Here is a 15634-nt window from a genome sequence, read left to right as displayed (position 1 = left end):
AAACGACCCTCACGTTCGCAACCCTCGCAAACGCTTGAAAGTTCATTCCGCCAAACCAGCCGCAACCGATGATCCCAAGACGAATCAGAGTACCGTTCGTTTCAGCGGAGCGAAGAGAGGATCCCAGTGCCAGACCAGCGCCACCTAGGGCTAAATAGCTCACAAAATTTCGACGATCCATGACAAAAAAACTTCGAGTGTACCTCTTCTAAACGGGCTCTCGGTAAACTAGGTTGAGACACATTAAAATATCGAGATTGCTCACCTTCTGGCAGTGTTCAGATTAAATCCCCGAATCCATTACTTTGGATCCAGTCCGCTTTTTATCCGATAAAGAACATGCTCTCGGTGAGCTCGTGTTTGCAGGTCATCCGCGCGGCGCGGCGCGACGTTTACTTCGATCCAACGCAAACGGTTCAAGGCCATGGATCGGCTTATTCGGTCATACCCACCATCACTTACAATACCGACCAAGCGGTCCACGTACTCGAGTTGCAGGTTCTGCCGAATCGTATTTACCGATGTATTCAAATCGGCTTCAAAAATAGCTTGGGTCAGGTCCGTGAAAACTTGATCCACGGAATATTGGTTTCCGTACAGAGTCGAATCCGTAACGCGGGCCAGCACTCTGGAGTGGAGGAGATGGTCTAAGATTTCCTTTTGAATTCCCAAAGCATTCGCATGCAGCTTCGGATCTTCCGTGGTTTCGTAGTGGTCGAAGCCTCTGCGTTGCGGCAAAAGTTGGCGCGCTACATCGTCGAAGGCGTCGAACGCGTCCGCAGCGAAAAGCTTGTCGGACAAAACGTCCATAGCCCTTCTCTGATCTACTGCGTCTACAGGCGTCAACGGTTCCGCTCCGTCCTTTTGCCCCACAACAGCCCGATCAATATAGACACCACCGATGAAACGGGAAACAGTCTCGAAGGCATTCCCATAGCGGCGTAGGCTCAAATTGTATCCGTTCAGTAGATACTGATATGATGCTCCTTCCTTTAAAAGGCGATCCTTGAATCTCGGTTGTACCGCTTTGATAAGTTCTATTTGATCCAGCGAAAACCCGATTGGATCTGAACTGATATCGTAGATCATGGCCCTCGGGTCAATCGCTTTGCCCGGGGCTCGCATGTCATCTGCGTCGTTAGCGAAGGCTAATTCCGGCTGGGTGGACTTTGCTAGGTGGGCTTCCAAATCCTCGCCCTGCAATCCGGGCGTGTAGCCAAATGCAATCGCCCACTCATCATACGGGCCGGGTCGCGTGGTCCAATATTGGTTTTGCTTTTCACCCATCTTGGCGAATGGAACCGCGGGATAATCCATCACGGAGCCGTATAGGCCGAGCGAATAAGTCTTATCTGGATCGTTCAAATCTTCTCGAGTGTGCAGGTAGCTCGAGCGGAAGTTGTGATTCAGTCCGAGGGTATGGCCAATCTCGTGTAGGATCAGATAATATAAAAACTCTTCTATCAATCGCTGCTCTTCTTCACCGTCCGCCCCGAGAGCTTCCAAAGTGGCCAAGCCAAACAAGGTTTCGTTGTGAGCGTGAAAAGATGCCGAGCACCGTTCGGGATTTTGTTCTTTCCACGCATCAAGATTCGCGCCCTCTCCCATCACGTCCGAACTGAGCGACTGGCGACTGATGACAGAGTGCTCGAGCATGATATCTGCCCCAAGAATCTCACCTGTTCGCGGATCGTGAAAACTGGGGCCGTAGCCTCCAAACTGGGGCGTAGGCGAAGACGTCCACCGTAGCACGTTATATCGCAGGTCACCCGCTTGCCACTCCGCGTCGTCAGGCTGGGTCTTTACTTGGAGAGCGTTGATAAAACCTGCGGTTTCAAAAGCGTCGTTCCAGCGAAGAGCGGCTTTCTCGATTATTGGACGTATCTCTACCGGCGTCGTATTTTCGATCCAAAAGACAATAGGTTTCAATGGTTCTGACATTTCGGCGTCAGTATCCTTTTTCTCCAAACGCCACCGTTCGATCACATCCCGGTAAGGAGTAACGTCTGTAGAGGAAAGATCGGTGACCTGATGCCCGAAGTATCCAACTCTTGGATCATCGAACCGTGGCTCCATCGGCTCTTCCGGAGCCAACAGCAAAGAGTGCTGGACGACGAAACTTAGGTTTCGCGGGTCAGTGACAGCTGGACTACCCCGCAGGTAAGGCTTTTCGTTTTGTAGACATATTCCACGATCACATCTGTATTCGAAGGGTAGTTCTTAATCTCCCGTATCTTTCACTTCTCCTTGCTAAGTTTACCCATGGAAAAAACTTCATGTGGTTTTTTATCGGGATCCGGCGCTGGAGAAAATTGATAAAACGATTCGCCAAGAAATAGACCGTCCACATCTAAGAGTAATTCCTTGGTTTCCTCGTCTTCTTGCTCGATTTTCGCTTGGTAGAAAACGGAGTCGGAAACGTTCGCATTAGACGCTCGGGAAATCGCTTTTTCCGAGTCGAAGTAATAGCTGGTATTCTTTTCGACGAATTCGATCTGGTCGAAAAAACGCCGAATCTCAAAAACCTTAGCGGTTTGGATCTTATAGGCTCCTCGTATTGCCCAGTCAGCTTCAGCTACACCGTTTTCAACATAAGAAAAATACAAGTATTCCTTGTCCAGATCATCTTCGGTAAGCAGCAGTCGCACCTTACCTGTTTTCCGGTCTCGGTAGAAATCGAAAAGGCCTTCGCTCAGATCGCTCTCCTCGGTAAGTTCAGCGATCGTTTTTTCCTTATTCCCTTCCTCTGCCTTCGACTCTTCCGCATCCGACTCGTCGGATTGGGACTCTTGAGCAAACGATGGCAGGCCGATCGTCGTGAATGCTAGTAACAGAGATAGCAAAAGGGGGTATTTCATAATCGCTAGGTTGGAATACAAACGATAAAATCCCCGAATGAGGACGAGAACCGCAGATCTTATGGCGCGACCGATTGTACCTGGTCAAACCCCAAACTTTATCGAATCGAGAGCCTTAAGAACCTTGTCGGAATTCGAAGAACGTTAACCGAAACATAACCATCTACAGATACCAAACCGCCGCATCAATGCCGGCACTGTCATCATTCACGAAAAGGAAGGATACCCGCCAAAAATCCTCGATACGGTAAGAAGAGGCTGCACCGATCACCTAGGCGGTGTCCCCTGCCATGACTTTAAATTCTCGCGAGCGACAATGAAACTCCTCAACTCGTGAGTATTTTCGCCGTTTTGGGAGTGATTGAACTCCACTAACTTACCTAGCCCAAATCTGAGCAATCTCCGCAACTGCGGCAGATTGGTAGTCCTATTGGGCCTACTGCTCTCAACGATCTCCCCCGCATGGGCGTTTCCGCCCGCACCTTACTACACGATCTACGGCGACGTCCGCGACGCCTACGGCGATCTTATTCCAGCAGGAGACGCCTCGGTCATTCTATACCAAGGCGACAAAGAAATACTACGCGAGCGTCTTACAAATCCTGGACAGGCCGACCACAACTACCAATTACGCCTCCGCATCGATATGATGCGAGTCGCCACAGGCAGCTACAGCTCAATCGCCCTCCGGCCCGACGACGCTTTCACCATCGCCATTAACGTTGGAGGACAACTTTTCTATCCTCTCGAAATCGCTCAAGCTCCCGTCGTTGGCAATCCAGCCGAACGTCGGAGACTGGATCTCACGCTCGGAGTCGACTCCGATGGCGACGGACTTCCCGATTCGTGGGAAGAGTCTCAACTCCACATCGCTGGCTATCAGCCGGGTCTAGACGGGTGGGACTTGTCACTGATCGATCGCGACAGCGACTTTAACAATGACGGTATCAGCAATTGGGCAGACTACACTGCCGGAACCTACACAGACGACCACACGACAACCCTTGAACTCAAAGTAAAGGAGATCGGGTCTGAGTATATGCGACTGGAGTTCTACGCGATTTTCGGCCGCATCTACCGGCTTGAGGCCTCATCCGATCTGGTTACCTGGACGCCTCTTCCCTTCGCAGTCAGCGCGGCAGAACAAGACACCGCGACTAACACCACCCTGCGCTCCGAGACCACAGGCGTCACTAATGTGTACGTCAGCCGGTCGAACTCCTTCTTCCGTCTGATCTCTCGATGAAAAAGACCGCCTTCTTCCTCCTCGCGATCTGCTCGACCGCCCTCAACACCCACGCCCAGTGGGTCAACAAAACCTATGCCCTAGCAGATGGCTGGAACAGTATCTGGCTCTCAGGCGACGCATCCTACGCGACGGTTTCCGACCTTCTCTCAGCGTATCCAAACATCACCGACGTCTGGAGATGGAACCCAAATCCAGACCAAGTCACCTTCACCACCTCGCCCTCACTGCCAACCACCCAGAGCGAAGAGTGGACGATCTGGAAACGCGGCGACGCCAACGAGCAAACCCTTTCCCGCTTCATCGGAAACTCCGCATACCTGATACACTCCGAAGGAGCAACCTCCCTAGTCCTCAAGCAAAAGCCGCTTCCACCCGCCGCCTCGTGGCAAATCTCCGGAGCCAATTTCTTGGGGTTTCCCGCTCTCTCCCAAACGCCTACCTTCTCCAAGTACTTTGCCAGCTTCCCATCAGCCAACACCACCGTACTTTCTCCCTCGTCCAAGATCTACAAATACACAGGCGGACCGCTAAATGCATCCAATCCCATACAGGTCTCGCCCAGCACCGAAACCATCGACCCTCAAGCGGCTTACTGGTTTCAAACCGCCACCGTCAGCAACTTTACCGCACCCCTTGAATACGAACTACCCAGCGACGACGGGCTCGCATTCGGGCGTACCCTAAATTCCATTACAGTTGGCGTCACCAATCGGTCCACCACCAGCCTCACGCTGACCATCAACCTAGAAAACTCTGTACCAGCCCCAAGCGGCCAACCTGGCATCAACGGCAGCGTCACCCTATTCAGACGCGTATTCAACAGCTCCACCGGTTCCTACGATCAGATTCCGATTGAAGGCTCCTTCACTGTCACCCTTCCGGCTTCAGGCAGAGCCAACCTCGATTTCGGTGTCGACCGCCGCGAACTAACGAACTCAAACGCCCATCACGCATCCATATTACGAATACGCGATACGTCTTCCTTAACCGACGTCCGGCTGCCTGTGAGCGCTCAAGCCGCCAGCACTGCGGGTCTCTGGCTTTCCAAAGCAACCGTAAGCAACGTAGTAAACATCTCTCCTAATCCGTCCGGCTCCACCACTTCCCGCCCCTTCGAGCTGATTTTCCTCATGCACGTTGACGGCGAAGGCGTCGCCCGCCTCCTCTCGCAAGCGTACGTTGGCGCCCTCGCTTCGCCTGGCAACCCACGCGGAATCGCTATCAGCGAGGACGCTATCCAAAGTTACGCTCAGTCAGGCGTATCGCCGCAGCGCTACTTCGCCGCCCAAATGCCACTCGTTCCCTTCATCGCAGCCACCGGCTCCGTCGCAATCGGCGACACCGCCACCTGTAATATTTCTATCCCTTACGACGATCCCACCAACCCCTTCGTCCACTCGTATCACCCAGACCACGACAACCTAGATGCCTCCTTCGCCCTCAAGCTAGGGGAAGGACAAGAGAGCTACTCGATCGGTCGCACCTGCGAATTTACTTTCACGAACGAACCTCCCAGCGGGGCCTCTGTTTCCGGTTGGGGAACCACCGTCCTCGGCGGCACCTACGCCGAAACGCTTACCGGCCTCAACAGCCAGCCCCTCCAAGTCAGCGGCACCTTCGCCATGCGACGCATCTCCGAGATTGCAGACATCGATCTCACGCCGTCGGAAGACTGATCCTCCAACAAACCAATTTCAAAAAACAACCCGCCAATTCTATGAACGCTAAATCAACTTTGCTCGGACTGCTCTTGAGTCTCTCAATCGTCACCACTTACGCCGATACCGTGCCTTCGCTCATGAGTTACCAAGGCCGCGTGACAGATGCCGCGGGCGCTCTCATCGGCAATGCCACGCCGGTTAACCGTACCGTCACCTTCCGCTTCTACACAGTCTCCACAGGCGGCACTGCCATCTATGCGGAAACCCAGACCGTCACCATCTCAGCAGGCGAATTCAGCGTGCTCATCGGAAACGGCACCGGCGTATCCGGATCTCCAGGACCCAGCTCCCCAGCAACCACCCCTTACAAGTCGCTCAGCGACATCACTAACGCTGCGAGCACAACCTCTCTCTACCTCGGCATCACCGTCGACGACGGAAACGGCGCCACCGTCGACGCCGAAATCGCCCCTCGCCAGCAATTGGTCAGCGGTGCCTACGCCCTCCGTGCCAAAGTCGCCGAAACCGTCGCCAATGGTGCCGTCAGCACCAGCATGATCGCCGATAGCGCTGTCACCACCAACCAAATACACGCCTCCGCCGTCACCAGCGCCAAGATCGCTGATGGCAGCATCGCCACCGCAGATATCGGAAACAACGTCATCACCGCCGCCAAGCTCGACACCAACAGCATCGGCCTCTGGAACACCAGCGGCGCAAACGTCTACCGTTCCAGCGGAAATGTCGGTATCGGCCAAAGCAATCCGAATTTCCCGCTCACGTTTTCCAACACATTGGGCGACAAGATCTCCCTCTATGGAAATGGCAGCAACCACTTCGGTTTCGGAATCCAAAACGGCATGATGCAGCTCTACACGAGTTCCAGTAATTCCGATATCGGCTTCGGCTACGGCACTTCGAGCAACTTCCATGAAACCATGCGTATCAAAGGCAATGGGAACGTCGGCATCGCCACCACAAACCCCGTAGCGAAACTCGACGTCGCGGGAGTTCGTTTCAACGGCACTTTTGGCCGCAACTTCTTCAAGGACTCTGAAAAGTCCGACGGTAACGGCTTGCGCGTTGGCTCTGCCTGGGGCAAATACGGAATCTACGCCGAAACCGGTGCAGGAGTTTTAGGCGGGAAAGACGGAGCAAGTCTCCAGAACGACTCCCTCTTCGTATCCACAAACGGAAAAGTCGGCATCGGCAATACCAGCCCCGGAGTTCCGCTCAGCTTTGCTGACACAGTGGGCGAAAAGATTGCGCTTTACGGCTCCAATAGTTCCGAAAAGTACGGCTTCGGCATATCCAGTGGCACGCTTCAGATTTTCTCGTCCGGCTCGGGCAGCAAAGTAGCCATCGGTCGCGGCAGCTCGAGCAGCATGACCGAAGTCCTCAACGTCTACGGAAACAGGAAAGTCAGTGTCAATACTTCGGATACTTCTCAAGCTGATTTGACGATAGGAGGCTCACTCGCTGTCGTCGGCTCCATGGACGGGCGAACCTCGTACGCCCGTTTCCGATACGACAATAGAGGTGTCTCTGTCGACGTGTACAACTCAAACCACAATAGCGGCTGGCGAACCTTCCTATACAATGGCGACTCAAATCTGGATTTCTATTCCGATGCCCGCTTGAAGAAAAACGTCGAAGACGCGGAGCCAGTCCTAGATCGAGTCCTCCAGCTCCGCATGCGTCGCTTCCAGTGGCGCGACCAAGCTGAAGACTCTGTCTCCGAATTCGGCGTGATTGCCCAGGAGGTACAGCCTCTCTTTCCAGACATCATCAGCTCAGGGCTCCCCGTCGGCCAAACGGAAGAACACCTGACCGTTGGCTACACCGCTTTTGGCACCATCGCAATCAAGGCGATCCAAGAACTGAAAGAACGCGGCGATCAGGAAAAGGAAGCCCTTCTGACCGAAATCGAAGCGTCCACCCGACGCCTCAATGATGAACTCGCCGCCAAAGACGCCAGGATTGCAGATCTGGAAAAACGACTCGCCGCCATCGAGCAAATGCTAACAGCAGCCAAGTAGGGGTCCAGAGCGACACTTCGTCACCTCCACCCTCATTGTTATGCAAGGCATACCCAAAACTGGTAGATCACGCTTCGGCCTAATCCGCTTCATTCAATTAGCGGTTGCTCTGGCGTTCGCGCCGTCCGCCCTCCTTCTCGCCCAATACGAGAACAAGAGCGGTACCTACAACAATCTCAGCCAACGTATCCCTGCAGACAATACAAACCACATCCCGCCCCTAGGCCCCAACGCCAGCCCAAGCGGCGAGCCCACCATTACCCCACAGTTTTCCAACGTCGCCGAAGCTAGCGGCTCAGCCGGCCCCATCAACACGGACACCGGTTATCCCAACAGCATCGAATCCGGAGAAGGCGTCATCCTCGAACGCGCCTCCATCGGCGGCGGATTCGCTTCCGGCGTGCCGCGCTACTTTTTCGGCGACCAAATTACGCCACCCACTCTCATTACCAATTCGGATGGCGAGCAAATCGAGATCGCCAACCCCGAAACCTTCTGGCGAGCCGAGCCCGTCCGCCCCGCCGAATCCCTTACCAATCCGAGCGGAAACCCTACCGTCGACTACCGCACCGGCGAAGCCGCCGCCGTCCCCGCCCTCTCGGAAGGGGCCTTTTCCAATTACTACTACAGCCCACACGCCAAACGGGTCTTCGCCAACCAGCCGGGCAACGTGTCCGTCACCTGGCGTTCGAGTATCCCAGATCCGGATACCAACAACTACATTTTCTACAAGGAAACCTTCACCGTTTCCTCCGCTACCTCGACCCCCGTCCGCACCATCTTCTGGACGGAAAAAAGCTTCAACGGCCCGCGCGTAAACATCCCGTCTGGCCGCATCGTCGCCGTCAATCCGGTCTACAGCAACGTCTTCCCGGAAACCGTCGACGAGGAGTTCGTCGTCGCGGGAAGCTCCGCCGCCGATCCCAACGCCGAAGCCACCGAAGTTCTGCGAACCCTCTGGTACGAAAAGAACAACGGCCGAGGCGAACTACACGCCTACAATCAAGTGGGCCGCATCCTCATCGAGTACCTCGGCGAGTTGCGCGACGATGGCACGCATGAATTCATCGGCGCCGACATCGTCAGCGTCGAGCAAGCAGCCAGACCGAAAACACTCACCGTCATGCTGGGCGAAGAAATCCGCCCCACTCCCGACGAAAATCTCCTGGCCGTTCCGGTCACCACCACCAGCTCTTCCGACCAAACCGCTTACTACGGCTCGAACCCACGCCCCGACGGCTCGCTGGCCTACTACGCGGAACGTGAAAACGACATCGAGGACCGCGTCGTATTCTACTGGCTAGAATCCCACGACGCCTCCATCTACCTCGCCGAAGGCGAATCGCCCGGGCTCATCATCGATTGGCCAAAGCATCTTAACAAATACCTCCAGTTCTGGCCGAGCGACGTTACCGACTTCGCCTCCTACACCGTCGGCCTGGGTGGCAGCTCCGTGGATACAGGCACCGGCTTGAAATTCGAAGGCGGCAAGATCCCAACAATAATCTACCAAGACGCTCCCTCAGGCGACGAAACGCTTCTCGACACCGTCAGCCAACGCCTGCTCGTCAATCTCGGCAGCGGGGGCGACCAACTCAACCGCACCCTCCTCAAATTTACCGGCGACAACGGCGGCATCTGGTACGTACGCCTCCTCGCTCAAGCGGACGACCGAGACGACTTCGAAGAAGGCGATGGCGGTAGTGCTCTCACGGGTACAGCCTACGTTGGCGAACGCGTCGCTCCTCCATCATCCGACTATTCACTCGCAGGCTACATCGCCGAAGGCACTTCGTATTCACCTACAGCCTACATCGATCCGTTCCTGAATGGCGTGTCCGCAGCCGAAAAAGGAGCCATCATCCCCGTCAACGCATTGCCCGGCGAATCGAATCCATTAACCGTTTGGTGGTTCAAGAAAGTCAAAGCACCTTCCTCCGAATTCTCAGACTTCTACACCACCGCCAAAGTCGGTCGCTACAACGTCGCCTACCGCACCTCCCTTTCCATCGACAAGGAATCCTTTGACGAGGGAGCAACCGGCTGGACCGACAACACCACCAGCGTCATAGACGGAGTTCCTGGCAGTTTCCTCGGACCCTTCGCGAAATCCGCCCAGCCGTCCACGCAAAAGACCTTCTCCATGGCGGGCAACAACGCTAACCAAGCGACAGTCACCTTCGGATTCCTCCGTATTGACTCCTGGGATACGGAAAATTTCCGCGTCTACCTCAACGGCAACCGCGTCATCGACGTTCCTTTCTCTGGCCAAGAGGTAGTCGATCCAATCTCTGGCACTTCCAGTTTCGGCAACATCCGCTACGAGTGGTTAATGGTGCCCGTGCCCGGCAGCTACAAAAACTTCCACGGACGCGGCTGGAACGACCAAGCCTTTAAGGTACGCATTGTCGCTACCGCCACCGCCACCGAACCGATTGCCAGCACCTTGACCGTCGGATTCGGGTCTACGCTCAACAGTGGTGCGCACGACGAATCCTTCGGCATCGATACCCTCTCCATCGACGTTCCCTTGCGAAACCAGATCGTCATGGCTTCCAACCAAGGAACCGGAAGCCTCTCCAGCGCCGTATCCCAAGGAACCATCTACAACCAGCCGGATCCCAGCCAAACAGGCTACAATCCGAACGAAGAGCACGCACTCATGATCGGCGGTCGTGGATACGCCTTGCGTGACGACCTTAACCTCACCGAAGGAGCAACCATCGGCTCAACCTTCACGTCGCTTCCGCGCGTCCTCATCCAATACACGGATCCCGCCGACCAACGCCCAGCCATGGCTGTCTATGAAGTCCTGCGCGAGAACGCCAACTACAGCTTCGCCTACGACATTACGGCCGGCACCATCGTAAGTGCTCCGCTGCCCTTGCCACTGCTTCCCCTCCCGGTCGATGCCGACGGTTCCGTGAAGAACACGGAAGTCGTTCCAGAATCCGGATACGGAGATCCTCCATTTTCAACTGAAGCGCCCGAGGCCTACACGCCTTTCACCTTCAAGGATCGCAAGGGCTACGTTTGGGTCTACCGAGGACCGCACGACGGCGGACACCCTGCCCTCGGCATGAAGTTCTACTACACCATGCGGCCAGACTTCGTCTTCCCAAATCGCGTTCAACCTGCAACAGGCACCGTCCTCCCGTTCCTACGTCCTTTCGACGAAGAGGGCGACAGCGTCGGCGATCCAGTCATCGGCGATTCCCTCACCATCCGCTATTTCCCCACTTGGCCAGAAAACCCACCGACCTTAACCGTCGGTGAAACGCTCGCCTTGCCCAAACGCGGCCTCCCCGCCGTCCGCGGACAAACAAGCGCTCACGTTCTTTACCAACAATCGATCGCGAACGAGGCGACACCGAGCGTCACCCTCCACGACGCGACCCGAGCCAAGTCCGTCCTCATCAACGACTCTCGACTCGGCATGACCTCCCTGCCCGTCTCGCTCAAGACCACCAGCAAGAACGGCAAGACCTACTTCCAACTCGCCCAGCCGCACCTGCAGCAGCGTTTCTACTTCGATCCGCTGCTGGGAGACCTCGGCGGGCTCGTGCTCATCGGCGAATTCCAGGACGAGATCGCCGGCGAGGACTACTTAAATCTGAATACGCTCAGCCCCGACGACGTGGAAGCTCTGCAAATCCTCGTCGACAGCGCCGATCCGCACAAGATCGCATGGGATACCGCTATCAATGCCCTCTCCACCACGGTCGAGACCTTCATTGAAAATCCCAACAGTCGCGGCACCTACATCGTCGACTCCTCGAAGACCGCCACCGTCGGTAGCGACGAACTTCCAAGTATCACCTATTCGGATACAGCAGTCGACAGCTACGCCCTCACCGCTCTAGGCAAAGGCAGCGGCTACGTCACCCTCCTTTTCGCCAACGGCGAAGCCTTCACGCCCCAGGGTGAACCGGTCGACATGCAGATCATCCGCGTCACGCCGGAGCTCTACCAAGGCGACCTCAAGAAAATCGCCGCCTCCAATCCCCTCGATGAGCAGACTTCCCTTCGCCACAGCGGTGACTTCGCGGCTCATCCGGAAAACTTCGAATTCCAATGGAGCTACACGCTACCCGTCGACGGTGCGAGCCCCGCTATCTATAATTATGGCCAGACCCGTTCCATCGGCACCGCAGGATCGACGGATACTTGGATGATGCTGTCCGATCCCGACACCTCACCACCAGCTCTCCTCTATCCGCAAACCGAAATCACGCTCCCTCGATCCATCCAGATCAACAACAGCGAGTACGATGTCGACGAATTCCTGCCCGGCCAAATGCTCAAGAGCGTAACCGGACTCGACCTCTCCGACGGAATCCCTTCCGAAGTCATCTTTAGCGCGGACCTCGGTTTCAGCGACGGTTTTGTTCTCTACGTCAACGGAGAACCCACCCTCGCTTATCAAGTTCCCTTCGGCTACGGCATTCCCGGAAACCTTCCCGCTCAGTCCCCACGCAGCGGCTTAGCAAACGACGGGCTAGCTTACCAATTCCAAGTCCCCCCAGACGCTTTCGAAGTCGGAACAAACACCATCGAAATCGCCCTCTATTCCACCGAAGCAGCGGGCGGCTCAAGTAGTGCCATTGATTTCCGGATACACGTCCCCTCGAAAACCGACCTCGTTGAATCCGTCGGCTCCCCCTGGCTTCATCCCAACGGCACGTTCAGCAACTCCATCGTCATCGGCGGCTCCGCTGGCTCGCCCCTCGGTGACCCGCTGCTCGTTTTCTCCGATACCTACTTTACCATGCGCTACCGTGCCAAGGAATCTGCGGGCCTCGTCACCGGAGATACCTGGAGTAGCTGGACGCAACCCGTGCTGGTGGAAAGCTGGGTCAAGCGCGTGCTGGACGGCATCAATCCGTTCAACCAACGCCAGACCGACCTTTACAACAACCCGATCAGCACCGACGTCAGCATCCTCACCCAAGCCGGCAAACGCTGGGAAGGCGACGTCGCGCTGAACCTCGAAAACATCGACGACTTCGGCCTGATCGAAATCTACGAGACTGTGCTCAACCGCGTAAAACGCCAGAGCCTCGAGTCCGGTATCACCACCGATTCCGTTAACGACACGCTGCTTCTGGTGGCCGGGTATCTAAACGATCTCTACATGACCCTCGGCAATGAGGCCTGGGACGACGCCCAGAATCCGACGATCCTCATCGACGCCGATGGCGAAGCCGTCGACGTCAATACCGCCCGCTTCTCTTTCGAAGGACAAATGGCCAACCTCATGGACGAAACGCTCGCCCTTCTGCGAGGTCGCGACGACTTCCTCAGCCCAGGCACTCGCACCACTCCATCCTATAATCGCCTCTACTGGAACTACACCAATGGCATCAACTCCGGCGAACCGTTCTACGCGGTCAACTATGGCATCGAGGAAAAAGCGGACGGCCCTTACGCCGACGGAAGCATAGACGCCAGCGATGCCTACTACATGTATCCACAAGGTCATGGCGACGCCTACGGACACTACCTCACGGCCCTCAAGGGTTACTACAAATTGCTGACCTCGCCCGTCTACACCTGGAAGCCGAGCACCGAAGGCGTCTCTGTCCTCGGCCAAACCGTGCAAGTCGACTACCAAGACGAACGCAAGTTCGCCGCCGCAGCAGCAGCCTTGGCTCGTACCGGCGTCGAGACCATCGATTTCACCGCTCGCAAGGCTCACATCTCCGACGAGGACGAAGGCTGGGACCACATGCAAGACGGCAAGTACAACAGCTCGACCGGCCAAACCCGTCATTGGGGCACCGACGAGTGGTCTTCCCGCGTCTTCCAAGGTGCCTATTACAATTGGGTGGCCGCCAACGCCATGCTGCCAGACGTCGACACCGTGCACGAAGGTATCCAAAAAATTGATCGTACCACCGTTCCGGAGATTAACGAACTCGTAACCAGCGCCGAGAAGGTCCTCACCCTTTCCATGGGCGAGCAAGCCCACGTCAATCCGCTCGGCCTCGCCCCTGGCTCCATGTCCTTCGACATCTCTCCCACCGAGCTGGCCGCTGGAAAATCCCACTTCGAGCAAATCTACGACCGCGCCGTCAAAGCCGCCGTCAATGCCAAGAACGCCTTCGACCAAGCGGGCGAGATGAACCATCTCCTTCGCCAACAAAACGACAGTCTCGTCGACTACGACGCCGCTATCCAGCGCCAAGAGGACGCTTACCAGTACCAACTGATCACCCTTTTCGGAACCCCTTACGCCGGCGATGTCGGCCCTGGCAAGCTCTACAAGCAAGGTTACGACGGTCCTGACCTCTACCACTCCTACTTCATCGATCGTCCGTCCGCTCTGGTGGATACAACCTCCGACGTGACCGTCGAATTCCGCGAGCCTGTCAACTTCGACCCCTTCACCGAATGGTCGGTAGACAATGCCTACGATCGCTTGCGCGATCCGGTTGAATACGCCACTCGCACCTTCAAGCTCTCGCCGTTTACATTGGGACAATTCTCGGACACCGTCACCAACGGCCTCGGTCGCCGCGGCCAAGTTGGCGAAATCCAGCAAGCCTTGCTCGACGCCTACGAAGCCCAAATCAACCTGCGATCTGCCGCTAACACCTTCGATACGCTCAACCGTCGCTTCGACCGCGACTATCAGCTGTATTCAGAATTCATAGACGACTTCGGGGCTGCTAATGACGCCGCTGCCGTCGATCTCGACAAGGCTGCCGCCATGACTAAAGCCTCCTTCACGCTCACCACTTCCGCCGCCGCCTTCGCCCTCACCGCCGACTACATTCGCGGTCTCGCTGAAGCCTCAGCCGAAGCCGCTCCCACCTCGGTCGGCTTCTCCAACGACGCCACCTCCATCGGCCGCATGGCTGCACTCCTCTCGGGCAACACCGCCGCCTACGCCCAAGAGCTGCTCGGTTGGGCTGCTGATACCAAGTCCGCCTTGCTCGAAGCCGAAGCCGCCGACCTCGAAGGCCAAGCCCAAGAGTACATCGACAACTACAACTTCGATTCGGTGACGAAACAGCACGTAGTTGAGTTCGAACGTCTCTACGACCAAGTGCTCGCCACCGCCTTCGACATCTCCCTTCGCTTGACCGAACTGCAACGCGCCAACGAACGCGTCGCCAAGCTCTACGCGGACGCCAACCACATCCTCTCAGAACGTGAAACCTTCCGCCAACGAGCCGCGTCGGTAATTCATGGATACCGCTCTCGCGATCTCGTTTTCCGCGAACTGCGCAACGAAGAGCTCTCCCAGTACAAATCCCTCTTCTCGCTCGCCCAGATCTACGCCTACAGCGCCGCCCGCGCCTACGACTACGAAACAGGCTTGCTCGATTCCCCGGAAGGCAAGGCCTTCATCGATAGCATCGTCAAGACCTACTCCGTCGGAGCCTGGGACGGCGAAAACCCGATCGAAGCGAGCAACGGCGAAACCGGACTCTCCTCTATTCTCGGCGGACTGCGCGACGACTGGGCCGTAGCCAAAGGCCGCCTCGGCCTCAACAACCCAGATAAAAACGGCACTCTCTTCTCGTTGCGCCAAGAGCTCTTCCGCATCCGCGCCGACCAAGCCACGCCGGACGACGACCTGCTCTGGAAACAAGTACTCGAGCAGCACATCATGAGCAACGTGATGAACGATCCGGATGTCGCCATCTACGCCGAGAACATTGCTCGCTCCGACGGCCGCGCCGTCCCCGGCATCGTCCTGAGCTTCTCGACCACCGTCGAGCCAGGGCTCAACTTCTTCGGCTGGCCACTCGCCGCTGGCGACCACTCCTTCTCCCAATCCAGCTTCGCCACCAAGATCTACTCCTCCGGTATGGTGCT

General features: G+C 56.4%; 6 protein-coding genes. 4 read left to right on the top strand and 2 right to left on the bottom strand.

What is annotated here, in order from left to right:
* Nucleotides 1-300: 300 nt before the first annotated feature.
* Both QEH53_RS17700 and QEH53_RS17695 read right to left on the bottom strand, forming a co-directional pair.
* Nucleotides 301-2160 carry a zinc-dependent metalloprotease gene (locus QEH53_RS17700; protein WP_309024626.1) on the bottom strand — a complete coding sequence of 620 codons (1860 nt, stop codon included), beginning with the start codon at nucleotides 2158-2160 and terminating at the stop codon, nucleotides 301-303.
* 77 nt (nucleotides 2161-2237) lie between these two features.
* Entirely contained in the window at nucleotides 2238-2858 is a 621-nt protein-coding gene (locus QEH53_RS17695; protein WP_309024544.1) for a hypothetical protein, read from the bottom strand.
* 418 nt (nucleotides 2859-3276) lie between these two features.
* On the opposite strand from QEH53_RS17695, the gene QEH53_RS17690 reads away from it, so the two are divergent.
* The 4 genes from QEH53_RS17690 to QEH53_RS17675 all read left to right on the top strand — a co-directional run.
* The gene (locus tag QEH53_RS17690) at nucleotides 3277-4104 is read left to right on the top strand and encodes a hypothetical protein (protein WP_309024543.1); all 828 of its coding nucleotides are present in this window, start codon (nucleotides 3277-3279) and stop codon (nucleotides 4102-4104) included.
* Nucleotides 4101-5783 (top strand): hypothetical protein, encoded by a 1683-nt coding sequence (locus QEH53_RS17685; RefSeq protein WP_309024542.1) that lies wholly within the window; start codon nucleotides 4101-4103, stop codon nucleotides 5781-5783. Before QEH53_RS17690 ends, QEH53_RS17685 begins: the two co-directional genes overlap by 4 nt.
* A 41-nt stretch (nucleotides 5784-5824) precedes the next feature.
* Nucleotides 5825-7807 carry a tail fiber domain-containing protein gene (locus QEH53_RS17680; protein ID WP_309024541.1) on the top strand — a complete coding sequence of 661 codons (1983 nt, stop codon included), beginning with the start codon at nucleotides 5825-5827 and terminating at the stop codon, nucleotides 7805-7807.
* Nucleotides 7808-7847: 40 nt separating this feature from the next.
* A partial coding sequence (locus QEH53_RS17675) for a hypothetical protein (RefSeq protein ID WP_309024540.1) occupies nucleotides 7848-15634 on the top strand: 7787 nt, incomplete at its 3' end.

Source organism: Pelagicoccus sp. SDUM812002 (assembly GCF_031127835.1).
Taxonomy (GTDB): Bacteria; Verrucomicrobiota; Verrucomicrobiia; order Opitutales; family Opitutaceae; genus Pelagicoccus.
Note: the sequence above shows the minus strand (reverse complement) of the source record. Positions and strands in the feature narration are given on the sequence as shown.

Bases quoted from the DNA above. Each gene is read 5' to 3' on its own strand.
- QEH53_RS17680 (WP_309024541.1), top strand. From the start codon at position 5,825: ATGAACGCTAAATCAACTTTGCTCGGACTGCTCTTGAGTCTCTCAATC.
- QEH53_RS17695 (WP_309024544.1), bottom strand. From the start codon at position 2,858: ATGAAATACCCCCTTTTGCTATCTCTGTTACTAGCATTCACGACGATC.
- QEH53_RS17685 (WP_309024542.1), top strand. From the start codon at position 4,101: ATGAAAAAGACCGCCTTCTTCCTCCTCGCGATCTGCTCGACCGCCCTC.